The 23,185-nt window shown below is 62.1% G+C and carries 23 protein-coding genes; all 23 read right to left on the reverse strand.

Annotated elements, in window-relative coordinates; genetic code table 11:
* Window positions 1–3 precede the first annotated feature (3 nt).
* Window positions 4–1,707, reverse strand: a complete 1,704-nt coding sequence (locus DM374_RS08340; protein ID WP_110969435.1) for an ATP-binding SpoIIE family protein phosphatase — start codon at window positions 1,705–1,707, stop codon at window positions 4–6.
* Window positions 1,708–1,715: 8 nt separating this feature from the next.
* On the reverse strand, window positions 1,716–2,021 hold the full coding sequence (locus DM374_RS08345) for an STAS domain-containing protein (protein WP_110969436.1): 306 nt from the start codon (window positions 2,019–2,021) through the stop codon (window positions 1,716–1,718).
* A gap of 95 nt (window positions 2,022–2,116) precedes the next feature.
* Window positions 2,117–2,569 carry a flagellar export protein FliJ gene (fliJ, locus tag DM374_RS08350; protein WP_110969437.1) on the reverse strand — a complete coding sequence of 151 codons (453 nt, stop codon included), beginning with the start codon at window positions 2,567–2,569 and terminating at the stop codon, window positions 2,117–2,119.
* 6 nt (window positions 2,570–2,575) lie between these two features.
* The gene (gene fliI, locus DM374_RS08355; RefSeq protein ID WP_110969438.1) at window positions 2,576–3,934 is read right to left on the reverse strand and encodes a flagellar protein export ATPase FliI; all 1,359 of its coding nucleotides are present in this window, start codon (window positions 3,932–3,934) and stop codon (window positions 2,576–2,578) included.
* Window positions 3,924–4,721, reverse strand: a complete 798-nt coding sequence (gene fliH, locus DM374_RS08360) for a flagellar assembly protein FliH (protein WP_110969439.1) — start codon at window positions 4,719–4,721, stop codon at window positions 3,924–3,926. Before fliH ends, fliI begins: the two co-directional genes overlap by 11 nt.
* 124 nt (window positions 4,722–4,845) lie before the next feature.
* A complete protein-coding gene (fliG, locus tag DM374_RS08365; protein WP_095156959.1) occupies window positions 4,846–5,865 on the reverse strand; it encodes a flagellar motor switch protein FliG in 1,020 nt (339 codons plus the stop codon).
* Window positions 5,858–7,639, reverse strand: a complete 1,782-nt coding sequence (gene fliF, locus DM374_RS08370) for a flagellar basal-body MS-ring/collar protein FliF (protein WP_110969440.1) — start codon at window positions 7,637–7,639, stop codon at window positions 5,858–5,860. The genes fliG and fliF overlap by 8 nt, the downstream gene beginning before the upstream one ends.
* A gap of 16 nt (window positions 7,640–7,655) precedes the next feature.
* Window positions 7,656–7,982, reverse strand: a complete 327-nt coding sequence (gene fliE / locus DM374_RS08375; protein ID WP_095156957.1) for a flagellar hook-basal body complex protein FliE — start codon at window positions 7,980–7,982, stop codon at window positions 7,656–7,658.
* A gap of 116 nt (window positions 7,983–8,098) precedes the next feature.
* Entirely contained in the window at window positions 8,099–9,490 is a 1,392-nt protein-coding gene (locus DM374_RS08380; RefSeq protein ID WP_110969441.1) for a sigma-54-dependent transcriptional regulator, read from the reverse strand.
* Window positions 9,487–10,692, reverse strand: a complete 1,206-nt coding sequence (locus tag DM374_RS08385) for a sensor histidine kinase (RefSeq protein ID WP_110969442.1) — start codon at window positions 10,690–10,692, stop codon at window positions 9,487–9,489. The genes DM374_RS08380 and DM374_RS08385 overlap by 4 nt, the downstream gene beginning before the upstream one ends.
* Window positions 10,693–10,895: 203 nt before the next feature.
* Window positions 10,896–12,371 (reverse strand): transcriptional regulator FleQ, encoded by a 1,476-nt coding sequence (fleQ, locus tag DM374_RS08390; protein ID WP_110969443.1) that lies wholly within the window; start codon window positions 12,369–12,371, stop codon window positions 10,896–10,898.
* A gap of 168 nt (window positions 12,372–12,539) precedes the next feature.
* A complete protein-coding gene (fliT, locus tag DM374_RS08395) occupies window positions 12,540–12,836 on the reverse strand; it encodes a flagellar protein FliT (protein WP_095156953.1) in 297 nt (98 codons plus the stop codon).
* Window positions 12,837–12,859: 23 nt separating this feature from the next.
* A complete protein-coding gene (gene fliS, locus DM374_RS08400) occupies window positions 12,860–13,243 on the reverse strand; it encodes a flagellar export chaperone FliS (protein ID WP_095156952.1) in 384 nt (127 codons plus the stop codon).
* Between the two features lie 126 nt (window positions 13,244–13,369).
* Window positions 13,370–14,764: a flagellar filament capping protein FliD gene (gene fliD / locus DM374_RS08405; RefSeq protein ID WP_110969444.1), complete on the reverse strand. Its 1,395-nt coding sequence runs from the start codon at window positions 14,762–14,764 to the stop codon at window positions 13,370–13,372.
* Between the two features lie 80 nt (window positions 14,765–14,844).
* Entirely contained in the window at window positions 14,845–15,210 is a 366-nt protein-coding gene (locus DM374_RS08410; RefSeq protein ID WP_095156950.1) for a flagellar protein FlaG, read from the reverse strand.
* 69 nt (window positions 15,211–15,279) lie between these two features.
* Window positions 15,280–16,134, reverse strand: coding sequence for a flagellin domain-containing protein (locus DM374_RS08415; protein ID WP_095156949.1), 855 nt, complete (start codon window positions 16,132–16,134; stop codon window positions 15,280–15,282).
* A 218-nt stretch (window positions 16,135–16,352) separates the two neighbouring features.
* Window positions 16,353–16,613, reverse strand: coding sequence for a hypothetical protein (locus DM374_RS08420; RefSeq protein ID WP_110969445.1), 261 nt, complete (start codon window positions 16,611–16,613; stop codon window positions 16,353–16,355).
* Window positions 16,610–17,902 (reverse strand): motility associated factor glycosyltransferase family protein, encoded by a 1,293-nt coding sequence (locus DM374_RS08425; protein ID WP_110969446.1) that lies wholly within the window; start codon window positions 17,900–17,902, stop codon window positions 16,610–16,612. Before DM374_RS08425 ends, DM374_RS08420 begins: the two co-directional genes overlap by 4 nt.
* 70 nt (window positions 17,903–17,972) lie before the next feature.
* Entirely contained in the window at window positions 17,973–18,899 is a 927-nt protein-coding gene (locus DM374_RS08430) for a ketoacyl-ACP synthase III (protein WP_110969447.1), read from the reverse strand.
* A 247-nt stretch (window positions 18,900–19,146) separates the two neighbouring features.
* Window positions 19,147–20,199, reverse strand: coding sequence for a pseudaminic acid synthase (pseI, locus tag DM374_RS08435; protein WP_110969448.1), 1,053 nt, complete (start codon window positions 20,197–20,199; stop codon window positions 19,147–19,149).
* Window positions 20,186–21,262, reverse strand: coding sequence for a UDP-2,4-diacetamido-2,4,6-trideoxy-beta-L-altropyranose hydrolase (gene pseG, locus DM374_RS08440; protein ID WP_110969449.1), 1,077 nt, complete (start codon window positions 21,260–21,262; stop codon window positions 20,186–20,188). The genes pseI and pseG overlap by 14 nt, the downstream gene beginning before the upstream one ends.
* Window positions 21,259–21,975 carry a pseudaminic acid cytidylyltransferase gene (gene pseF / locus DM374_RS08445; protein ID WP_110969450.1) on the reverse strand — a complete coding sequence of 239 codons (717 nt, stop codon included), beginning with the start codon at window positions 21,973–21,975 and terminating at the stop codon, window positions 21,259–21,261. The genes pseG and pseF overlap by 4 nt, the downstream gene beginning before the upstream one ends.
* Window positions 21,972–23,144 carry a UDP-4-amino-4,6-dideoxy-N-acetyl-beta-L-altrosamine transaminase gene (gene pseC, locus DM374_RS08450; protein ID WP_110969564.1) on the reverse strand — a complete coding sequence of 391 codons (1,173 nt, stop codon included), beginning with the start codon at window positions 23,142–23,144 and terminating at the stop codon, window positions 21,972–21,974. The genes pseF and pseC overlap by 4 nt, the downstream gene beginning before the upstream one ends.
* Window positions 23,145–23,185 lie beyond the last annotated feature (41 nt).

Genomic DNA, 23,185 nt, shown 5'->3' on the forward strand with positions numbered 1-23,185 from the left:
GGATTATGCCAGAGCGCCCCACGCGAACTCCACGCGTGCGCGGCGTCCGCCATCGGCCCACTCGGCCTGCCGGCCAAGGCGGCGTACCAGGTTCAGGCCCCGGCCACACAGACGCTGCTCCACTTCGGGCGGCCCGCGTACTTTACTCACATCGAAGCCATTGCCGCTGTCCTCGACTTCAAGAATGAGACGCCCGCCTCCTTCCCAGGGTTCCACCTTCAAATGAAGGCGGATATGACCGCTGTCGAGGGCCTGCAAACGCCGGTTGCGCTCGTGGTAGTACGCGGCGAAGCCATCGGCGTCGCGCTTGAGCGCCGAGTCCAGTCCCAGCACGCCATGCTCGAGCGCGTTGGAATACAGTTCGCTGAGCACACTGTGCAACGCACCGCTTTGCCCGCGCAGACCATGGATCTCCTGCAGCACCTGCATCAGGTAAGGCAAGGGATTGAAACGCTTGAGGGTCTGGGCACGAAATTCGAATGACAGCGACCAATCCAGCGGACTGGACTGGCCGCTGTCGGAATACACCACGGGCGGCGGGGCCAACTGGCCCGGAGCGACCACGGTGATTTCCAGCATGCTGACGTCATCCCGCGAGCGTCCGCGAAAGCGCTCCAGCGCTTGCAGCACGTCCTCGAACAGGTGCTCGGGCTCTCGGTTGTCGGCGAACACCTGCTGCAAACGCTCGACGCCGAACAACTGGTCGCTCTCGTCGCAGGTGTCCACCACACCATCGGACAGCAGGAACAAGCGGTCACCGAGCGTCAACGGCAAGACATCGGTGTGTTCGTCGAACTGCTCGGAGGGCAAGATGCCCAGCGGCAAATGCCGGGACACCAGCGGCATGGCCTGGCCGCCGGCAGCAGGCAGCAAGTAGGCGTCGGGCATGCCGCCGTTCCACACCTCCACCATGCGCCGCTCGAAACTCAGGTTGAGCAACAACGCGCAGCAGAACATGTCCACCGGCAGGATGCGCTTGAGCTTGGCGTTCATCTCCCGCAGGGTCTCGGCCAGGCCATAGCCCTTGGCGGTCATGCCGTAGAACACCTCGGCCAGCGGCATGGCACCGACTGCCGCCGGCAAACCGTGGCCGGTGAAATCACCGAGCAGCACGTGCATCTCGCCGGTCGGGGTGAACGCCGCCAGCAGCAGGTCGCCGTTGAACAGCGCATAGGGTGATTGCAGGTAGCGGATATTCGGCGCGCTCAGGCAGCCGGCGTGGGCCACCTGGTCGAACACCGCCTTGGCTACCCGTTGTTCGTTGAGCAGGTGATTATGGTGCCGGGAAATCTGGTCGCGCTGCTCCAGCACCGTGGCCTGCAGGCGGCGCAGGCGATCCATGGCCTTGATCTTGGCGGCCAGCACCACCGGACTGTAGGGCTTGGCCAGAAAGTCGTCGCCGCCCGCCTCCAGGCAGCGCACCAACGCTTCATCCTCGGTCAGCGACGTGAGGAAGATGATCGGCACCAGCTCCTCGCCGGCCAGCGCCTTGATCCGCCGCGCCGCCTCGAAACCGTCCATCACCGGCATGACCGCATCGAGCAACACCAGTTGCGGGCGCTGCTCGACGAACAGCGCCACGGCGCGCTCACCGTTCTCGGCGGTGAGCACCCTATGCCCCTGCTTGCGGACGATGGTCGCCAGCAGGAGACGGTCAGTTGCACCGTCTTCAGCAATCAGGACGGTGAGCGCGGGGGAACTGCTCATGGTCGCACTCAACTGATATTGAACAGTTTTTCAAAATTGGAAATGGCGAGGATCTTGCGCACGTCCGAGCTGGCGTTGACCACGCTGACGTTCGGCTCCTCGCCGCCAACGTGATCCCTCAACAACAGCAACATGCCCAGCGCCGAGCTGTCCAGGTAGGTGGCATCCCTCAGGTCCACCTCCACGCTCTCAGGCTTGACCGCCTGGCGCTCGTAGGCGTCACGAAAGGTCTGGTGGGTGCCGAAATCGAAACGACCCTTGACCTTGATCGTCAGCTTGTTCTCATCCCTTGAGTACACGGATTCAACGGCCATATGCGCGTTCCTTCGATGATGGCGAGTGCAGACTGTATTTAGGTTTAGCAGTCCGCCAGCGGCCCGGCAACCCGCGCCGACCAATGCCTTCAGCCTCAGAAACGGTCGTGTCGGGGGAGGCGCTGGGACAACTCGTCGAGCAGTTTCTGCTCGCGCTTGTCTTCGATCAGACGGGCTTCTTCGATATAGCGCTGGACCAGCTTGCGCAGGCCTTCGACGCGCGCGTAGGCCTCCTGCCAGGTCGCGCGGGCGCTATTGAGATTGTTCTGGTGCCAGATCAGGCTCTGGTTCTGCTGGGCCACCGCAGTGTCGAGCTGGCCGAGGAAGCGCTGGAAACCCACCAGCCAGTTACTGCTCACACCCTGCCCGCCCCGCTGCATCCACTGCTGCTGGTAATCGGAACGGAACTGGTCGAGTTCGGCGAGCTTGGCCATGGCCATATTGACCTGCTGCTGGAATTGCCCGAGGCGCTGGGCGGCCTTGCGCTCGGCGTCCTCGGCCATTTCCACCACCGGAACCAGGCGGGCGGCTCGACTGGGCTGGGCCATACGCTATCAGCCCGCAGCCAGCGGCGTGAAGACGCTCGCCAGGTGCTCGCGACTCTGGGCCAGGCCAACGTTGTCGTTGAGCCCCTGACGCAAGAAGTGCACGAGCCGAGGCTGCAGGGAAATCGCCAGGTCGGTTTCCTTGTCGCCACCGGCGACATAGGCGCCGACGCTGATAAGGTCGCGGCTTTGTGACAACCGCGACCAGAGCTGCTTGAACTGCTGGGCCTGGGTCATCTGCTCAGGCGTGACCACCTGCGGCATGACCCGGCTGATGGACGCCTCGATATCGATGGCCGGGTAATGCCCTTCCTCGGCCAGGCGGCGTGACAGCACGATGTGGCCATCGAGCACGCCCCGCGCCGAGTCGGCGATCGGGTCCTGCTGGTCGTCACCTTCGGACAACACGGTGTAGAACGCGGTGATCGAACCACCGCCCGCCTCACCGTTACCCGCGCGCTCCACCAGCTTGGGCAGCTTGGCGAACACCGATGGCGGATAACCCTTGGTCGCTGGCGGCTCGCCGATGGCCAGGGCGATTTCCCGCTGGGCCTGGGCGAAACGGGTCAACGAGTCCATCAGCAGCAGGACGTTCTTGCCCTTGTCGCGGAAATACTCGGCGATCCGCGTGCAGTACATCGCCGCACGCAGACGCATCAGCGGCGCGTCGTCCGCAGGTGACGCCACCACCACCGAGCGCTTGAGACCCTCGGTACCCAGGATGTGCTCGATGAACTCCTTCACCTCGCGGCCCCGCTCGCCGATCAGGCCGACGACGATGATGTCGGCCTCGGTGAAGCGGGTCATCATGCCCAGCAGCACACTCTTACCCACGCCGGTACCGGCGAACAAACCGAGACGTTGTCCACGGCCGACCGTGAGCAGGCCATTGATACTGCGGATACCCACGTCCAGCGGCTGGCTGATGGGATCGCGGTTGAGCGGGTTGATGGTTGGACCATCCATCGGCACCCAGTCCTCGGCCTTCATCCCGCCTTTGCCGTCGAGTGCCCGGCCAGCGCCATCCAGCACCCGCCCGAGCATGCTCATGCCCATGGGCAGACGACCGCTGTCATCCAGCGGCACCACCCGCGCGCCAGGCGCGATACCGGCAACACTGCCCACCGGCATCAGGAATATCTTGCCGCCGGCAAAGCCCATGACCTCGGCCTCGACCTCCACCGGGTGATAACTGTCGTCGTTGATCACCAGGCAGCGACTGCCGACCGCGGCGCGCAGACCTTCGGCTTCGAGGGTCAGGCCGACCATACGCAGCAGGCGACCTTCGACCACCGGCTGGCTCGGCAGGCGGATGGCATCGACATAGGTTTCAAGGCGCTTGCCGAAACTGGTTCGCTCAAGGCGCATCGCTGGTTTCCGTTTCTTCGACCGGCGCCTCGGTTGGCGCCTCCAGCTCGACGTGCAAGTCCGGCGCGGCCGGGTGCAGGCCCTGGTCGTGCAATTGGTCGAACAGCTGCTTCATGGCTTTTTCGATACGGGTTTCCACCGTGGCATCGATGCGGCTATGGGCCGTTTCGATCCAGCAACCGCCCGCTTGCAGACTGTCGTCTTCGAGCAGGCGCCAGTTTTCCTCATGACGCTCGCGCAGGGCCTTGGCCAGGGCGAAGTCTTGCGGATTGACGTGGATGCGGATGTTCTCGGCGCCCATGGGCAGCAACTTGAGGGCTTCACGCAGGACATGGGTGATCTGGCTGGAGTCGGTTTGCAGCTCGCGGCCGATCACCTCGCGGGCGATATGGCTGACCAGTTGCACCAACTGTTTTTCGATCTGCGCATCCTGCTCGGCAATCGGTTCCAGCAGGTTGCCCATCAGTTGCTCGAGGCTGACCAGCTTGGCAGTCAGCGCCACTTCGGCTTCCTGGCGGACCTTGAGCTGGGTACTGTGGAAACCTTCACGTTCGCCGGTGGCGAAGCCTTCGTTGTAGGCCTCCTGGCGGATACTCTCGAGTTCTTCGAGGGTCAGCGGCTGGACTTCTTCCAGCGGCACTTCCTCGACTTCTTCGACCAGTTCCGGCTCAGGCTCGGGTTCGGCCTGGGGCTCCGGTTCGGGGTCGAAACTGGGCAGCGCCCAGCGGTCGAAATCCTCTACGTCGCGGGCGCGGATCAGTTCACTCAAATGCTCGTTGGTCGACATGATTCCATGCGCTCAAAAGTCGGGTTACGGATGATCAGGCAGCGTCGGCGGCTTGTGCCGCCTGACGAAGCCCCATCGGGGCCGGTGCAGCTTCGCGGGCGCGAACTGCACCGGGGCCGACGGGTCAGATCATCTCTTCGGCACCTTTGCCGCCCAGCACGATTTCGCCGGCTTCGGCCATGCGGCGGGCGATGGTGAGGATTTCCTTCTGCGCGGTCTCGACGTCGCTGACGCGGACCGGACCCTTGGCCTCGAGGTCGTCGCGCAGCAGTTCCGAGGCACGCTTGGACATGTTCTTGAAGACCTTGTCCTTGACCTTCTCGTCCGCGCCCTTGAGCGAGACGACCAGGACGTCGGAGGAGACTTCTCGCAACAGCGCCTGGATACCGCGGTCATCGACATCGGCCAGGTTGTTGAAGACGAACATGAGGTCTTCGATCTGCTCGGAGAGATCGCCGTCGATCTCGCGGATCGAATCCATGAGCTGGCCTTCGACCGAACTGTCGAGGAAGTTCATGATGTCCGCAGCACGCTTGATACCACCCAGGGTGGTACGCGCGGCGTTAGAGTTGCCGGAGAACTGCTTCTCGAGGATCTGGTTGAGTTCCTTGAGCGCGGCCGGTTGCACGGTGTTCAGCGACGAGACGCGCAGGATGATGTCCAGACGCACCTTGTGGTCGAAATTGCCGAGGACTTCGCCTGCCTGGTCCGGATCAAGATACGCCACGACGATCGCTTGAATCTGCGGGTGTTCGTAGCGGATGACGTCGGCCACCGCACGCGGTTCCATCCATTTGAGGCTGTCCAGACCGCTGGTGTTGCCACCCAGCAGGATCCGGTCGATCAGGCCGTTGGCCTTGTCCTCGCCCAGGGCCTGGGTGAGCATCTTGCGGATGTAGCCGTCGGAGCCGACGCCAAGGCTGGTCTGGTCGCCGACGATCTCGACGAACTCGCTCATGACCTGCTCGACCTGCTCGCGGTGGATATTGCCCACCTGCGCCATGGCCACGCCTACACGCTGGACCTCTTTCGGGCCCATGTGCCGCAGCACTTGCGCGGCATCGGTCTCGCCCAGCGACAGCAGCAGGATCGCGGCCTTGTCGACACGGGTCAGTTTCGCAGTCAGGGCTCGATTGTCACTCATCGGCGTTGATCCACTCTTTCACGACCTGGGCCACACGACCCGGATCTTCTGCTACCAGACTCTTGATAGCGTTGAGCTGGGCGTCATAGCCCTCGCTCGGACTAGGCAAGAGGATGCTTTGCGGACCACCCAGGCTCACGCGGTCGTTGGCCAGTTCACCGTCCAACCCCAGCATGCCGCCCAGTTCCATGTCTCCGTCGCTTGTCGACTGTTTGCCATTGCCGGTGATGTTGTTGAGCACCGGACGCAAGACACCGAACACCAACACCAGGATGAACAGGACGCCGAGCACTTGCTTGACGATGTCCCAGAACCAGGGTTGTGAATAGAACGGAATCTCGGCGATGGTCTCGCCACGGTCGGCGGCGAACGGCACGTTGATCACGCTGACGCTGTCGCCACGGCTGGCATCGAAGCCCACCGCGTCCTGGACCAGCCGCGTGAAGCGGGCCAGGTCCTCGGCACTCCACGGCACGCTGGCAGCGTTGCCATTGGCCGGGTCGAGCTTCACCTGATCGTCGACCACCACGGCCACCGACAGACGCGTCACACGACCCTGCTGCTGACGGGTATGGCTGATGGAGCGGTCCAGTTCGAAGTTCTTGGTGGACTGCAGGCGTTTGTCCGCAGGATAAGGCGCGAGCATCGGCTGGCCGGTGGCCGGATCCATGATCTGCTGGCCGTTGGCGTCGAGCAGCGGCTGGCCGGGCTGGATCGCAGCGGCCGCACCTTGCGCGGCACCACCGGTGGTCTGCGGCGCCGAAGCCGGACTTGGCGGCTGGTTGCTCAGCGCGCCGGGAACGCCCTGCGGGCCCATGCTGCTGGAGCGTTGTTCGTTGACCGACTGCTCGCTGCGCAGCGCCGGTTGATCAGGGTTGAACTGTTCGGAAGTGGACTCGACCGCGCTGAAATCGACGTCGGCGGACACTTCGGCCTTGTAGCGATCGTTACCCAGCACCGGTTGCAGGATGTTGTGCACACGCTGGGTGAGCAAGCCTTCCATGCGGCGACTGTAATCGAACTGCTTGCCGGCGACGGTCAGCTCACTGTTTTGCAGTTGGTCGGAGAGCAGGTTGCCCTTCTGGTCGACCACGGTGACCTGGGACTTGTCCAGCTCAGGAACGCTGGTCGCCACCAGATTGACGATGGCCATGACCTGACCGGGCTCGAGGTTGCGACCGGGGTACAGCTCGACCAGCACCGAGGCACTTGGTTTGCGCTCATCGCGGACGAAAACCGAGCTTTTCGGGATGGCCAGGTGCACACGGGCACCCTTGACGTTGTTCAGGCTGGAGACGGTGCGGGCCAGTTCGCCTTCGAGGCCGCGACGATAACGGGTGGCCTCCATGAACTGACTGGTGCCCAGGCCCTGCTCCTTGTCGAGGATTTCGAAACCGACGTTGCCATCGCTCGGTGCAACCCCGGCGGCGGCGAGCTTCAGACGGGCACGGGAAATGTCCTCGGCCTTGACCAGCAAGGCACCGGAATTGGGCTCGACGTTGTAGGGAATGTCCGCGGCGGCCAGGGTTTCCATGACCTGCTTGGTGTCCATGCCACTGAGGCTGCCGTAGAGAGGACGGTAGTCCGGCTGTTGCGACCAGAGCACCACGGCGAAGCCGATGGCCACGCTGGCAGCCAGGCCGACCAGCAGGCCGACCTGACGCAACATGGGCATCTGTGAAATATTTTCCAGGAACGAAAGGCCGAACAGCGGCGGTTTTGGCGCTGGCGGACCGCCCTTGGCGGGCACGTTATCGACGACTGCATCGGCCATGAATCAAATCCCGCCCTTAAACCGGCATCTGCATGATGTCTTGATACGACTGAACCAGCTTGTTGCGCACCTGGGTCAGCGCCTGGAACGAGACGCTGGCTTTCTGCGACGCGATCATCACGTCGGTCAGGTCGACGCCGCTCTTGCCGATTTCAAATGCGGTGGCCAGTTGGTTGGAGGCCTGCTGGGTGTCGTTGACCTTGTTGATTGCCTGCCCGAGCATGTCGGCAAAATTGCTCGACCCCAGCTCAGGAGCCTGGACAGCCTTCGGCGCCGACATCGCGTCCATTTGCATGGCCCGCATGTCCAACATCAATCGATTAAATTCAACACCTTGGCTCATGGTCTTCTCTCTCCGACGGCCCGCATTTTTTTGACACTCACGCAGCGGGTGAACAGGACTTAGCAACAAGAGTGCCAGCTACGCCCGACAATTTGACAAAACGCTGATCCTGCACCTCAAAGCCCCGTAGCATAAAGGCTGGCCTCGACATCCATCCCGGCATCCCGCATCTGCGCCAATTTGTAGCGCAGGGTCCGCGGGCTGATACCAAGTCGCTCGGCGGCTTCCTTGCGACGTCCGCGTTCGGCACGAAGGGTGTCGATGATCATCTGGAACTCGTGCCGACGCAAGTCATCTCCAAGGCCACCCGCCTCCTGCGTGTCGCACGCCACCGGCGGCGTTGCAACCCGCACAGGCTGTGGCGTCAGGGCTGGCAGCACGCCGGCGAGACAAAAGTCAGCAGCAGCAATGACCCCACCCTGTTGCAAAATCAGCGCCCGCTGGATGGCGTTGTCCAATTCCCGCACGTTGCCCGGCCACGGATAACTTTGCAGGCAGGCCCTGGCCTCCTCCGACAGTCTGACGGGTGCGTGCTTCATTTTATTGACGTGGCGCAATAGCAAACGCTCGGCCAGTGGCAGAATATCGGCGCTCCGTTCTCTCAACGGACGCCATGCCAACGGAAAGACCGACAGGCGATAGAACAGATCCTCGCGGAAACGTCCCGCCGCCACTTCGCCCGCCAGATCACGGTTGGTAGTGGCCACCACGCGGATATCCAGGGCAATCGGCTTGCGCCCACCAACCCGCTCCACTTCCCGCTCCTGCAACACGCGCAGCAGCTTGGCCTGAAGGCCCAGCGGCATTTCGGAAATCTCATCAAGCAGCAGCGTGCCGCCATCGGCCTGCTCGAATTTGCCCGCCTGCGCGGCGATGGCGCCAGTGAACGAGCCTTTTTCGTGGCCAAACAGCGTGGCTTCGAGCATGTTGTCCGGAATCGCGGCACAGTTGATCGCCACGAAAGGCTGGCTGGCACGCAACGATTGCTGATGGATATAGCGCGCCAGCACTTCCTTGCCGGTCCCGGATTCGCCGGAAATCAGCACGGTAGATTCGCTGCGAGCGACCCGCGCCGCCAATTCCAGCAACTGCGCACTGGCCGGTTCGCAGGCGACAGGCCCCTCGGCATCCGCGCCACTGGCGGCACCCAGCGCATGGCGGGCAACCAGTTCCAGCAAGGCACGCGGCTCGAACGGCTTGACCAGATAGTCCGCAGCGCCCTGGCGCATGGCATCCACCGCGCGCTCCACCGCCGCGTGAGCGGTCATCAGCAAGACCGGCAACTGCGGCTGAGTGGCGCGCAGGCAGGCGAGCAACTGGTGACCGTCCATGCCTGGCATGTTGACGTCACTGACCACCAGGCTGAAGGTTTCTTTCGAGGCCGCATCAAGGGCCTCCTCCGCCGAACCCACCGCGCAATAGGTGAAACCACCAAGCTCCAGGGTGTCACCGAGGGCCTGACGCAGTGAACGGTCATCCTCGACCAGTAGCACCTTGATCCCGCTCATGCCAAAACCTCCGTCGACGCACCCATCAACGGCAAGGTAATCATGGCGCAGGTGCCGCGCCCCCGACGTGAACTCAGGTACAACTCACCGCGATGGGCTCGTGCAACCGCCTTGACCACCGCCAGGCCGAGGCCGGTGCCGGTGGATTTGGTGGTCAGGAAGGGTTCGCCCAAACGCTGGAGCAACGCGCTGTCGATCCCCGGACCCGCATCACTGACACACAAACGCAGGCTGTCATCACGACGATAGAGATGCACCTTGATCCGCGCCGGACCTTCGCTGGCCTGCAAGGCGTTTTCCACCAGATTGAGCACAGCGCCCACCAGAGTGTCGCGATTGCACAGCAGCTCACCCAGATGGCTGTCGCACTGCCAGCGCACGTTGTGTCCCTGCACTTGAACCTGCGCGGCCTGCTGCAACGCCTGGAACAGTGCCTTGGGCGTCAGGCGATCGGTCAGCGGCAGTTCGCCGCGCGCGAACACCAGCATGTCGCGCACCTGGCGCTCCAGTTCGTGCAGGCGCTCCTTGAGATTGCCGGCAAAACGCTGCTGGGTTTCCAGCGGCAAAGCCTGCTCGGCAAGGTGGCTGGCATACAGCAGCGCCGCCGACAGCGGCGTGCGGATCTGATGGGCCAGCGAAGCGACCATCCGGCCGAGGGTCGACAGCCGCTCATGGCGGGCCAGTTGATCCTGCAGGCGGCGGGTTTCGGTAAGGTCGTTGAGCAACACCAACTGGCCGGGTTCGGCATCGAGGGAACGGGTAGCGATGGACAGCCGCCGGCCGTCACGCAGCGACACTTCGTGACCATCGTCCTCGCGCGGCGCGAAGCTGCGAGCGATCACCTGCCGCCACAACTCGCCCACCAGCGGTTCGCCCAGCAGTTCGCCAGCAGCCGGGTTGGCCTCGCGGACCTTGCCTTGACCATCGATAACGATGACCCCGCCAGGCAACAGAGCGAGCAGATTCTGCAAACGATTGGCCAGCCGCTCTTTCTCCGCCAGCTCGGCCATGCGCTGCGCGCTGACCACAGCCAGCTCCCCTTTCAGCTCGGTAACCCTCGCTTCAAGCAGGCTGTAGGACTGGGTGAGCTGGCTGGACATCTGATCGAACAGGGCAAACGCCTGCTCCAGACCTTCGCGACCCTGCTGTTCGGCAACATCGGGGCGTGGCGGCTCAAGGGAGGTAGTGGCTGCGTGGGGCATCGTGCTCTCTCGCGTGGCTCACCGTCATAAAACGGTATGTTGAAAGCGGTATAGCAATAGCCATGCCGGAAACTTTTCCGTCATGAAGGGAGTGAGCGAGGGGGTGCCGACAAAGCCCGCAATGACGGGCATTTACCTCACAAAAAGAAAGGTTGCTTGAAGCAGAGCGCCCAGACGGAAGCCGGGCGGTGGGTGAGCAGGCGTCAATCCTCCGCCTGCTCGTCCCCTTCGCGACGGCTCATGCCGTACTTGCGCATTTTTTCCACCAGGGTGGTCCGACGAATCCGCAAACGCTCGGCGGCGCGTGCCACGATACCGTTTGCGTCGTCCAGCGCCTGTTGAATCAGGCCCTGCTCGAGACTGCCCAGGTAATCCTTCAGGTCCAGGCCTTCCGGCGGCAGCATGGCATTGGTCGGGAAGCTCGGCGCGTGGCCATTGATCGCTACGCGCTCTTCGAGGTCGGAGCGCAGGCTGTCCACCAGTTGCTCGTCTTCGTCGTCCACATAACGGAACTTCTTTGGCAACTCGGCCACACCGATCACCCCATACGGATGCATGATCGCCATGCGCTCCACCAGGTTGGCCAGCTCGCGAACGTTGCCCGGCCAGCCATGCCGGCACAGCGACATGATCGCCGCCGAATTGAAACGGATCGAACCACGCTTTTCGTGTTCCATCCGAGAGATCAATTCGTTCATCAGCAGCGGAATGTCTTCGACCCGCTCACGCAGCGGCGCCATCTCGATCGGGAAGACGTTGAGGCGGTAGTACAGGTCTTCGCGGAACGAGCCCACCTCGATCATGCTCTCGAGGTTCTTGTGGGTCGCGGCAATGATCCGCACGTCGATGCTCTGGGTCTTGTTGCTGCCCACGCGCTCGAAGGTGCGTTCCTGCAGTACGCGCAGCAGCTTGACCTGCATCGGCAGCGGCATGTCGCCGATTTCGTCAAGGAACAGGGTGCCGCCATTGGCCAGTTCGAAACGACCGGCACGGCTGGTGATAGCGCCGGTGAAGGCACCCTTCTCATGGCCGAACAGTTCGCTTTCCAGCAGCTCGGCCGGGATCGCACCGCAATTGACCGGCACGAACGGCGCTTCGCGGCGCTTGGAGTGGTAATGCAGGTTACGCGCAACCACTTCCTTGCCCGTGCCGGACTCGCCAAGAATCAGCACGCTGGCGTCGGTATCGGCCACCTGCTGCATCATCTGGCGGACATGCTGGATCGCCCGGCTGGTGCCGACCAGACTGCGGAACAGGTTGGGCTCGCGCTGCCGGCCACGCTCGCGCGCCTGGTCGTACATCTCGCGATAGACCTGGGCACGGTGGAGCGAATCCAGCAATTTGCTGTAGCTCGGCGGCATTTCGAGGTTGGAGAGCACCCGGCGACGCAAGTCTTCGGGAAGCTCGGGCAAAGAATTTTCGCCCAAAAGCAGAACCGGAAGGAACTCATCCCAGGCAGCCACTGTCTTAAGCAAGCCCAACAAGCCTGCCGGAGCATTTACTGTCCCGAGAAGAACGCACAGTACTTCACGGCTCGACGACAACGATTCGACAGCCTGCTGCCAGTCTTCACTGGAGCACGCCAGATTTTCTTCCCCAAGAAAATTCAGCACCACCGCCAGGTCACGGCGGCGAGCACTATCGTCATCGATCAAGAGAATTTTGGTTTCACGCCACATGCAATAGCAACTTCCCTAGTCAACTCGAGGCCCAGCGAGGGCATGCTCGACATCATTCCGACTGAACGGTCAGTGTTCCGACGTCTGAAATTAGAAAACAGCCACTAGTTAAGTCAAAAAACACTTCACAGTCAAATTTATGGCGCGCAACTGATTTTCGATCAACCGTCAGCGGTACAGATGGTATACCTTCGACGCCTGCTGCGCTTGCTTGATCTTCGACATCTCGTCAGCGATCGCCTGGCGTTCTTCGGTCGCCACATCGATCAATTGCCGATACACCCCGAGCAGATCCTGAAGGTTATCCCGCAGCGCTTCTTCGTCGGACGGCTGCGCACTCAATACTTCATCCATGCAGGCTCGGCAAGCCTGATCCAGCTCACCGACCGCCTCCCAATCCCGATTGGCCAATGCACCGACCAATGCGTCACGGGTTTCCTCGATTCGCTTGAGCACAGCACTCATCACGACATCCTCATTGCAACTGGTTATTGTGCGACAACCGCGTCCCACCCTTCCTTGACCGTAATCAACAGATCGGTCACCTCATCGAGCGCGGCGATGTCGTTCTTGAGGTTGGCATCGATCAGGCGGCGATTCATGTACAGGTAGAGCCCATCGAGGCGCTCCAGTTCCGGCGTCATGTTGTCGCGATCCAGACCTTCCCGAAGACCGCCGATGATGCCGATGGCCTTGCCGATGGCGATGCCCTTGCCTGCGATGTCATTGCGCTCGAGCGAGCCTTTTGCCTGGGCAACACGATCCAGGCCACCCTCCATCAGCATCTGCACCAGGCGGTGCGGGCTGGCTTCAGAGGTCTGGGCCTGTGCACTGATTTTCTGATACTGCCGAAGGGCCAACATCGGATTCATGCGTGTACCTCACCACAATTGCTGTATGACCGGGCTATCGACCCCGCGTCAAAAAACTTTAAGGAAGATGCAAAAAGCCCGACATGCTGCTATGGCACTGCCGGGCTTTTGGCGTCAGTCAGTAGATCAGGACGACTTGGACTGAGCGGCCATCGCCTCGAAGATCGAAGTGATGTTGTCGCGCTGGGCGTTGAGTTTGCCCACCAGGGTGTCCATGGTGTTGTACTTCTTGGTCAACGATGCGGTCATCGCAGTAACCCGGGCATCCAGCGACGATTGCTGCAAGGTCAGGCTCTTTTTCGCCTGTTCGAGAATCTTGGAGCGGTCGTCCAGCAGGCCGCCGGATTTCGAATAGGGGTCCAACGCCGAGGTCATGCGGGTCAAAAGACCGTCATCTCCGCCGAACAGCGCCTGAATACCACCACCCAGCTTCTGCACTTCTACAGCCTTGGTGAACTTGGTGGAGTCCAGTTCAAGCAGGCCGGTTTCCTGAACAGTGTTGATGCCCAACTGCGACAGCACCTGCAAGTTACCGCCACCTGCTGCCGGCACTACCAACTGGTCACGCAGGGTCTTGAGCATGTTGCGAGCCGCCGAGTCACCCGACAGCGCAGGCGCGGTGCCCATCGTGCCATCGGCGTTCTTGGTCGCCTGGCTGAGGCTGGTGACCGTCTTGACCAGCGTGTTGTAGGCATCCACGAACGACTGCACCGACTTCTTCAGGCCTTCGGTGTTGGTGCCCACGGTGACGGTGGTTTCACCCTTGGCAACCAGGTCAATCGTCAAGCCGCTTACCGCATTTTCGACCTTGTTCGACTTGCTGGTGAGCTTCATGCCATCAACTTCGAAAATCGCATCCTTGGCCAAAGCAGTGATGAAGCCCGCGCCGGTGCCGGACATTTGCTGGGTGCCGTCGATTTTCAGCTCGGGAATGCCGTCAACGGAAATATCGGAATCCAGGCCGGTATTGGTCGAAGTCAAAACCAGGCGAGAGCCAGTGCCATCATTGATGATGTTGGCCATGATGCCTTTGTTGTTGACCTGGCCATTGATGGTGTCGCGCACCGATTGCAGCGTGGCATTCGGGCCGATCTCGACCGTGTAGTCCTGGTCGCCCTGCGAAATGGTCAATACACCTTCGCTGATCGCGTCGGCACTGGAACCAAAACGCTGGCTGGCAACTTTCGAAGCCGTTGCCAGCTCGGTCACCTTGACGTTGTACATGCCGCCGACAGCGCCGTTACCGGCGGTTGCCTTGACGGTCTTTTCATCCGCGCTGGTGGCGTTGTAGGCAAGGAACTGTGGCGAAGTGGTGCTGTTCAGCTTCTCAAGGGCGGTCTTGTAGGCAGCCAATGCGCTTTTCAGGCTGCCGATCGCCGAGATCGTCGCTGTGTTGGACTTGGTTTGCCGGTCGATCTGGCTTTGTTTGGGCGTTTTTTCGGCGTCAACCAAGGCCTTTACAATCGCACTGGTATCCAGGCCACTACCCAGACCCAGGGCCGGCAGAATTGGACTTGCCATGTTTCTCTCCTTTTTTGGTTCACGCCAAACGCTTGACCATTACCGCACGAGCCGCAAACCCTTCAATTTTCGTACCGCCTTCAGACCTTTTCGTCGAATAGAAGGCTGTTTACGTCATGCAGGCTTTTCGCCAATTCCAGCGCCGTTTGCGATGGAATCTGTCGAATGACCTCACCGCTGTCGCGAGCAACTACCTTCACGACGACGGTTCCGGTGGAGTCATCCACCGAGAATTCCAGGTTGCGTTGCAACGACTGGACAAAATCCTGGATTTCCTTGACCGCTGACTGCAACTCAGTGGCATCGGATTCTTTTTCTGTCGCTACGGCTGACAGGGACGGCTTGTTGTAGACCTTGTCGGACGCACCTTGTTCAGCAGTCTTGTCGTGCTGAGCCGCGGTCGTCGAGGCCGGATAAGACGCATTCAATCTGACGCTTATGTCCATCGCCCATCACCTCCAAAGTAAAAGGCGAGGAAATGCTCACGCACCCCCTCGCCGAACTTCATCGCGCTATTACTGAAGCAGTTTCAGTACGGCGGATGGCAGTTGGTTGGCCTGGGCCAGAACTGCGGTGGACGCTTGCTGCAGAGTTTGCTGCTTGGTCAGCTGAGCAGTTTCTGCGGCGAAGTCGGTGTCCTGAACGCGGCCTTGAGCGGCGGTGGCGTTCTCAGCCATGCTTTGCAGGTTGTTGATGGTGCTCTGGAAACGGTTCTGAACAGCACCGAGTTCCGATTTCTTGTCGTCGATCTTCTGCAGAGCAGCGTCGATGGCGGTGATAGCAGCATCAACCGAGGTGTGTACAGCGGAGTCGGAAGTACCCGAGATCGCCAGAGTACCGGTACCGACCGCCAGGGTCGAAGCGGCGAAGCTGGTGCTCATTACAACGCTGATGACCTGGTCAGTACCGGTCATTGCACCGACCTGGAACTGCATGGTGCCAGCACTGGCGTCCAGCAGGTGTTTGCTGGTGCCGTAGGTGGTGGACGAAGCGATACGAGTGATCTCGTCGGACTTGGCCGCGAACTCTTTGTTCAGAGCAGCGCGTTCAGTGGTGCCGTTGGAGTCGTTACGCGATTGCAGAGCCAGTTCACGCATACGCTGCAGGATGTTGGTCATTTCAGACAGAGCGCCTTCAGCGGTCTGAGTGATCGAAACACCGTCGTTGGCGTTTTTGATGGCTACGGCCGAACCGGTAACCATGGTTTGCAGCTTGTTGGCGATCTGCTGACCAGCGGCGTCGTCTTTAGCGCTGTTGATGCGCAGGCCGGACGACAGACGAGTCATGGAGGTGCTCAGGCTGTCGGAAGCGCGGTTCAGGTTCTTCTGGACGGCCAGGGAGGTAGTGTTGGTGTTTACGGTTAATGCCATGACGAATTCCTCGTTGGATGGATACTGCGGCTTCCGGCCCTGGCATCCGCCGGGTGTGGCCTAGAGAACCTTCGTAATGTTTATCGTCGGGTTTTCAGGTTGCTTGAGGGTTTTTTCAAAAAAAAGTGCCATCACCCAGCCACCCCTTGCAAATCAGGCACTTGCCGGAAGCCATCAACGCCGCGGGCAGCGAACGCAATGTGATGGCCATCACACTTTCAGGTAGAAGCTGTCCGTTCGATCAATTCCAGCAACTCGTATTCCAGGTTATCGGCTACACAAAGCCAGTCCTGGCGCTGCTGCGCGGCAAGGATCTGCGCCAGCAACGTCGCGGATTGCGCTTGCAGCGCATGCGGCGCCCGCTCGAACTCCGGCATCACCGCCTCGAACAGGCTGACCATTTCCACCGCCGCCTCCACATCCCGCCCTAGACGGAACAGCCCTGCGCACTGACGCGCTGCTTGTTGATGGGCGGTCATGGGCAGAACTCCGGGTCGAAGCGCGTGCCGGCGATCAAGGCCCCGGCACGGCTGGTATTGAAGAACGCCACCTCAGGGTGACGGGCAATGAAGCGCTCCAGCTCGATCAGGTAGCCGCGGAAATTCAGTTGCGTGCGCACCCGCTGGCCGTGCCCGTCCAGCACCCAGTGGCGTGCCACGGCCAGTTGCGGGCCGAGATCGCCGTCATTCCAGCCGGTATGAGTGCGGTTCATCGGGAAGGCGAAGTCGGCGCCAAACAGGGTGATGCGGCTCACGCCCATCTTCACCGCCAGGTCCACCGCCGGATGAATGACGCTGCCGCCGACGAACAGGTGCCCACGGGGGATATCACCGCGCACCCGGTCGTACAGCGCGCTGTCGGAATAGGCGGCATAACGAGGCCCCTGCCACGCCGCCAACGTGTCGACGTCGAGCATCGGCATGTACACCAGCGCAGTGCGCGCCGAGGCCTCCGGCGGCAGGTGATGAAGACGGATCTTGTGATCGACACTGACCACCACGTCCGGCTCGATGCCGGCCGCCAGCAACGGTTTGTAGGCGGTGTCGACGCAGATGAACAGTGGCCGTCCTGGCTGCTCGCGAAGATGCCGCAGTGCCGGCAGGTGGCCCTGCAGGGTCGGCCCGGTGGCGATCACCAGGACGTCCTCCCCCGCCCGGCTATCGAACAGCTCGGCAACGTCGTGGTCGGCCCGCAGCAGCGGCAGGCTCTGATCGAGCAACGCCACCAGCGCCGGGTCGGCCACATCGAAATTGCGGTTGTTGTAGGTCAGGTGAACCTCGCCGATCAGGCGGTCACGGACCTTGGCATTGAAATCGTCGGCCAGCACCAGCTCGGCCGGCAACGCGAAGAATGGCAGGGCGATTTCTGCGGCATCACCGGCATACACCAGTTCGACACGCGGATCGGCAAGCCACGCGCACTGGTCTAGCAGTTGCAGGACCAGCTTGAACACGGCGCCATTGAGAATATGAACATGCAGATGGCGTAGCGAAGGACGCCGCAGCAGCTCGGCCTGGAGATCGCCAAGGCCGGTTCCGTAGAGGTGCAGCGCAGGGCTGTCGTCGGGCAGGCTGGCAGCCTGGAAACGCGCCTCGGCGAGGCGGTCATGGCGACTGGTGAGCTGGACGCCGTCAACCGTCAGGGTCGAGCCCAGCCCTTCAGTCAGTACGGCGTCGACCTGATCGCTGTCCTCACGCACAAGGCGTTCGAACAGCGACGGCCAGCGGGACTGGATAATGTCGGCGTTGCGCTGGAAAAATTCGCTCATTGGTTGAGCATCCCTTGCCTGCGAAACGCCTGAGATTACCCCAGCAAGCGGCTTTAAGCAGCCACCACCATCAAGGCCGGTGGAGAATCGCCGAGCCCCACGACAGGCCAACCCCGAAGCCGCTCAGCGCGACCCGCTGCCAGGTGCTGTCCAGCGCATGCTTTTCCAGCAGCAGGGGAATGCTCGACGACACGGTGTTGCCGGTCTCGACCATGTCCTTGACGAATTTCTCCGGCTTGTCTTCGAAGCGACGGGCGACCGCGTCGACGATGGCCGCGCTGCCCTGGTGGATGCAGAACGCATCGATATCGTCCGCACTGAGGCCGGAGCGCTCAAGCAACTCGTGCAGGTGCGCCGGCACCTTGAGCAGGGCGAAGTTGAACACCTGGCGGCCATTCATGAAGAACACGCCATCGCTGACCTTCAGGTGCGGCGCGCCGGAACCGTCGGTGCCGAAGGCAGACTTGCCCAGCGCCCAGACCGGGTCTTCGCCCATCCAGGTGGCGGTGGCAGCATCGCCGAACAGCATGGTGGTGTTGCGGTCTTCCGGATCAACGATCTTGGAGTACGGGTCTGCGGTCACCAGCAAGCCGTTCTTCAGGCCGGTGGCTTCCATGAAACCCTTGAGCGCGTAGATGCCGTAGACGTAGCCGGAGCAGCCGAGGGAAATGTCGAACGCCGCGACATGGGTCGGCAGGCCGAGCTTGTCCTGGACGATTGCAGCGGTGTGAGGAAGACCTTCGGCGTCACCGTTCTGGGTGACAACGATCAGCGCATCGATGGAATCGCGCGACAACTCAGGGTTCGCGGCGAACAGTGCGTTGACCGCTTCGACGCACAGGTCGGAGGTCTCTTGTTCGTCGGATTTGCGCGGCAGGAAGGCCGAGCCGATCTTGCCAAGGATGAAGTCCTCATCCTTACCGAATTTGGCGCCTTGTGCGTAGTTGTCCAGGCCCGCAGCCGGAACGTAGCTCGCAATGCTTTTTATGCCAATCATCATGGCTTCCCAATAAATAACCGCTAGATATCACCGCTCGCACGATTCGAGGGGCGCCAGAAAACAGGGATTCCCGCTGCCCGATCACTTGGACAGCAGTGGAAATGGTGGTGACACGGCCCGCCACTCCCATTAACGATAGAGACACAGATGCCCGGTCTGACTGATAGGTCACGGATTTTCACAGACAATGGCATATTTTCCTAGGGCGTGCCGCCCCAGGCTGCGTGGCAGACGGGCGGCAGCCCTACTCCACCAGCGACCAGTCCAGCGCGGTTCCACGGGCAAGTGGCTGCCGGGCCTTGCGCCCGAGCAGGGATTCCAGGTGCTTGGGCGCAAGGCCGAGCCCCGGACGAATGGCGCGCACATTGCTCTGATCGAAGACCTCACCGGCCACCATGTCCCGCACCACATACAACGAACGTCGATAACGCCGCGAGGCCTCTTCAGCCTGGCTCGCGCCATAACGCACCTGACCCAGCGACTGCCAGGCCCGCTCAGTCTCCTGCACCAGGCAGGCCAGTTCCGCCGGTTCCAGCGAGAACGCCGCATCCACCCCGCCCTCGGCGCGGCTGAGGGTGAAGTGCTTTTCCACCACACTGGCCCCCAGCGCGACCGCCGCCACCGCCGCGCCCACACCCAGGGTGTGATCGGACAGCCCGACTTCGCAGCCGAACAGTTCGCGCAGGTGCGGAATGGTCCGCACATTGCTGTTTTCCGGGTTTGCCGGGTAGGTGCTGGTGCACTTGAGCAACACCAGATCACGACAACCGGCCTGGCGCGCCGTGCGCACGGTTTCATCCAGTTCGGCAAGGCTGGCCATGCCGGTGGAAATGATCATCGGCTTGCCGGTAGCGGCCACCTTGCGGATCAGCGGCAGGTCGGTGTTTTCGAAACTGGCGATCTTGTACGCCGGCACGTCGAGGCTTTCGAGAAAGTCCACGGCGCTTTCGTCGAACGGCGTGGAGAACGCCAGCATGCCTAGCTCGCGAGCCCGGCGGAAAATCGGCGCGTGCCACTCCCACGGGGTGTACGCCTGCTGGTACAGCGAATACAGCGAGGAGCCGGCCCAGAGGCTGTTCTTGTCTTCGATGAAGAACTCGCCGTGGCTCAAATCCAGGGTCATGGTGTCGGCGGTGTAGGTCTGCAGCTTCAATGCATGGGCACCGGCTTTGGCGGCAGCCTCGACGATCTGTAAGGCGCGCTCCAGCGACTGGTTGTGATTGCCGCTCATCTCGGCAATCACCAAGGGCGCAGCATCAACGCCGACACGACGCTGACCGATGTCAAAACTGCTCATGCTGAGAATCCTTCAATACCTGTTCGAAATGGCCCGCGGCCTGTGTATAACCCGCCGCCTGGAACAGCGCCAGCGCCACCCGCTGCGCACCCAGGCCATCGACCAGCGCCATGCCGCGTGCGGCAAAATGTTGACGCTGCGGCGGATTGCCCAGCAACCCGGCGATTGCCTGATGCAGCGCTGCCACCGTGACCTGCTCTGCCGGCCCCAGGTACAGGTGCATACCCGCCTGCGCCAGCGCCTCGGCGTTGGCGTACTGGTTTTGCGCGACACCGACACACAGGCTCGGCAGGCCGATGGCCGCACGCTCCCAGGTGGTCCCGCCGCCAGCACCGATGAACAACGTAGCCGCGGCCATGCGCTCAGGCAGGTCGCTGACGAAATTCAACAACGCCCAGCCAGGATGGCGGGCGACCAGTGATTGCAATGCCGCGAGATCCGGGCTGGAGTGCCCGGCAATGCACTGCACCTCGACGCCTTCGAGCCCGTCCAGCGCCTGCAACGTGCGCAAGGTCATGCCGGCCTGATCGAAGCCACCAAAGCTCACCAGCACCCGGCTCGGGCCTGTTTGCGCAGCCGGACGAAGCTGGCGGAACGCCGGGCGCAGCAACGCATGTCGCGGCCCCGCCAGTATCTGGCAGGCCGGTGGCACCCACCCGTGGTACAGCGCCGCGCTGGCAGTGAAATTCTGATCCAGCAGCAGGTCGCAGTCGTGCGGACGGTCGGCCAGGTCGTCGATGGCCATGACCCGCCGCCCCCAGCAACGCGCCGCGGACTCCCAGCGGGCATCGAGTTGGTAATGATCGACAAGAATCCAGTCGAAACAGGCCTCGGCCCGCAGCAGCGCCTGCAACGCTGAAATCTCGTCCGGCGTGTCGACGGGCAGGCTGAACACCTCATGCCCGGCCGCGGCGATCCTCTCCATCTGATGCCCCGGCAACGCGCGGCAGGCGAAGCTGATCTGTGCGCCCCCGGACGCCAGCACCTGCGCCAGCGTCAGGCATCGGGCAACATGTCCGATACCCAGGTGGCTGCCAGCATCGGCGCGAAACAGTACCTTCAACCCTGCAGTTCCCCCGCCGCCAACAACGCGGCGTACAGGTACTCGACACGTCGCCAGTCGTCTTCGGTATCGATGTCCTGGACCAGATGTCGCGGCAAGATCACCGGCAGGCTCTGCTCGGAAAACGGCCCGTTTCCACGCAGCCAGGCGTCGGTTCTTCCCCAGTAGAACTGGCCGGCATCCTGATAGGCGTGGGGCAAGTCCTGGGAACGGGTGTCACGGTACTGCGGATAAAGGGGCGTCAACGCGCCCTCTTCGGTCAAGGTCAACGCCCGCTGAACCGGAAAACCCGCACTGCACACGGAAAATGCGAAGGAGCCCTCGGGCTGATCCAGCAGCGCCTCGTACCCGGCTCTCAGGTAACGCTGCTGCAACAAGGGTGCGGTGGCGTAGATACAACACGCCAGGTCCACTTTTTGCCCTTGCTCAGCCAGTGTCTGCACGGCATGGACGATGACCGATGCGGTCGTGGCATGATCATCTGCCAGCGCTTTGGGACGGGTAAACGGCACCTCGGCGCCGTAGCTCAGCGCGACGTCAGCGATGCGTGGATCGTCGGTGCTGACCACCACACGCTCGAACAGACCACTGCCCAGAGCAGCCCGGATCGAGTAAGCGATGATGGGCTCGCCCCTGAACAGCTTGAGGTTCTTGTACGGAATGCGCTTGCTGTCACCACGGGCGGGAATGATCGCTACTGCAACGTCACTCATGCCCGGTCTGCCTCTGCGAGCAGCAATGCGCGCAAGGTGTCCACCACGCGGTCCTGCTGCGCTTCGCTCAATTGCGGGAAGAGCGGCAAGGTAATGGCCTGACGGTAATAGCGTTCCGCTTCGGGGAAATCACCGGGCGCAAAGCCCAAAGCCTGGTAATAGGGCTGCAGGTGAATCGGAATGTAATGCAGATTGACCTGGATACCGGCCGCACGCATGCCATCGAACACGGCGCGATGGCTCCCTTCCAGTCGGCCATCCAGGCGCACGACATACAGGTGCCAGGCCGACTCGGCCTTCGCCTGGGCCACCGGCAACTGCAGCGGTAAATCGGCAAGCAGTCGTTGGTAACGGGCAGCCAGAAAACGCCGCCGCTCCAGGAATTCATCCAGCCGGCGCAATTGCGACAGCCCGAGGGCAGCCTGCACATCGCACATCCGGTAATTGAAACCCAGGTCGACCTGCTGGTAGTACCAGTTGCCATGCGCGGGCTCGGTCATCTCCTCAGGGTTGCGAGTGATGCCGTGGCTACGCAAGGAGCGCAGTTGCCGCGCCAGCTCCGGGTCGTTGCACAAGACCATGCCACCCTCACCGCTGGTGATGATCTTGACCGGATGGAAACTGAAAACCGTCATGTCGGCATAACGACCACTCCCCACGGGTTCACCGCCATAGCTGGCACCGAAGGCATGCGCGGCATCCTCGATCACACGGAAGCCATATTTGCGGGCCAACCGGGCAATTTCAGCCATGTCGCAGCTCTGCCCGGAAAAGGCGACTGCCACCAGCACCTTGGGCAGCCGACCGGCAGCCTCGGCCTGTTCCAGCTTGGTCGCCAGTGCGCGGACATCGATATTCCAAGTCAGCACGTCGATGTCGACGAAATCCACCTCGGCACCGCAATACCGTGCGCAATTGGCCGAGGCGACGAAACTGTTCGGGCTGGTCCACAGCCAGTCACCCGCGCCAAGCCCCGCCGCCAGGCAGGCCAAATGCAGCCCGGCAGTGGCATTGCTCACCGCTACCGCGAAGGTAGCCTGACAACGCTCGGCGACTGCCTGCTCGAAGCGCTCGAGCACCGGCCCCTGGGTCAGCCAGTCGGAACGCAAGACCTCAACGACTGCGTCGATATCTGCCTGATCAACATTCTGCCGCCCGTAGGGAATCACCTCTGTACCCGCAAGCGCTGCCAGCCCACCTGGATTGGCGA

The organism is Pseudomonas huaxiensis (assembly GCF_003231275.1).
Taxonomy (GTDB): Bacteria; Pseudomonadota; Gammaproteobacteria; order Pseudomonadales; family Pseudomonadaceae; genus Aquipseudomonas; species Aquipseudomonas huaxiensis.

Excerpts from the sequence above, each read along its gene's own strand:
- DM374_RS08340 (WP_110969435.1), bottom strand. The coding sequence starts at position 1,707 with ATGAGCAGTTCCCCCGCGCTCACCGTCCTGATTGCTGAAGACGGTGCA.
- DM374_RS08345 (WP_110969436.1), bottom strand. The coding sequence starts at position 2,021 with ATGGCCGTTGAATCCGTGTACTCAAGGGATGAGAACAAGCTGACGATC.
- fliJ (WP_110969437.1), bottom strand. The coding sequence starts at position 2,569 with ATGGCCCAGCCCAGTCGAGCCGCCCGCCTGGTTCCGGTGGTGGAAATG.
- fliI (WP_110969438.1), bottom strand. The coding sequence starts at position 3,934 with ATGCGCCTTGAGCGAACCAGTTTCGGCAAGCGCCTTGAAACCTATGTC.
- fliH (WP_110969439.1), bottom strand. The coding sequence starts at position 4,721 with ATGTCGACCAACGAGCATTTGAGTGAACTGATCCGCGCCCGCGACGTA.
- fliG (WP_095156959.1), bottom strand. The coding sequence starts at position 5,865 with ATGAGTGACAATCGAGCCCTGACTGCGAAACTGACCCGTGTCGACAAG.
- fliF (WP_110969440.1), bottom strand. The coding sequence starts at position 7,639 with ATGGCCGATGCAGTCGTCGATAACGTGCCCGCCAAGGGCGGTCCGCCA.
- fliE (WP_095156957.1), bottom strand. The coding sequence starts at position 7,982 with ATGAGCCAAGGTGTTGAATTTAATCGATTGATGTTGGACATGCGGGCC.
- DM374_RS08380 (WP_110969441.1), bottom strand. The coding sequence starts at position 9,490 with ATGAGCGGGATCAAGGTGCTACTGGTCGAGGATGACCGTTCACTGCGT.
- DM374_RS08385 (WP_110969442.1), bottom strand. The coding sequence starts at position 10,692 with ATGCCCCACGCAGCCACTACCTCCCTTGAGCCGCCACGCCCCGATGTT.
- fleQ (WP_110969443.1), bottom strand. The coding sequence starts at position 12,371 with ATGTGGCGTGAAACCAAAATTCTCTTGATCGATGACGATAGTGCTCGC.
- fliT (WP_095156953.1), bottom strand. The coding sequence starts at position 12,836 with ATGAGTGCTGTGCTCAAGCGAATCGAGGAAACCCGTGACGCATTGGTC.
- fliS (WP_095156952.1), bottom strand. The coding sequence starts at position 13,243 with ATGAATCCGATGTTGGCCCTTCGGCAGTATCAGAAAATCAGTGCACAG.
- fliD (WP_110969444.1), bottom strand. The coding sequence starts at position 14,764 with ATGGCAAGTCCAATTCTGCCGGCCCTGGGTCTGGGTAGTGGCCTGGAT.
- DM374_RS08410 (WP_095156950.1), bottom strand. The coding sequence starts at position 15,210 with ATGGACATAAGCGTCAGATTGAATGCGTCTTATCCGGCCTCGACGACC.
- DM374_RS08415 (WP_095156949.1), bottom strand. The coding sequence starts at position 16,134 with ATGGCATTAACCGTAAACACCAACACTACCTCCCTGGCCGTCCAGAAG.
- DM374_RS08420 (WP_110969445.1), bottom strand. The coding sequence starts at position 16,613 with ATGACCGCCCATCAACAAGCAGCGCGTCAGTGCGCAGGGCTGTTCCGT.
- DM374_RS08425 (WP_110969446.1), bottom strand. The coding sequence starts at position 17,902 with ATGAGCGAATTTTTCCAGCGCAACGCCGACATTATCCAGTCCCGCTGG.
- DM374_RS08430 (WP_110969447.1), bottom strand. The coding sequence starts at position 18,899 with ATGATTGGCATAAAAAGCATTGCGAGCTACGTTCCGGCTGCGGGCCTG.
- pseI (WP_110969448.1), bottom strand. The coding sequence starts at position 20,199 with ATGAGCAGTTTTGACATCGGTCAGCGTCGTGTCGGCGTTGATGCTGCG.
- pseF (WP_110969450.1), bottom strand. The coding sequence starts at position 21,975 with ATGAGTGACGTTGCAGTAGCGATCATTCCCGCCCGTGGTGACAGCAAG.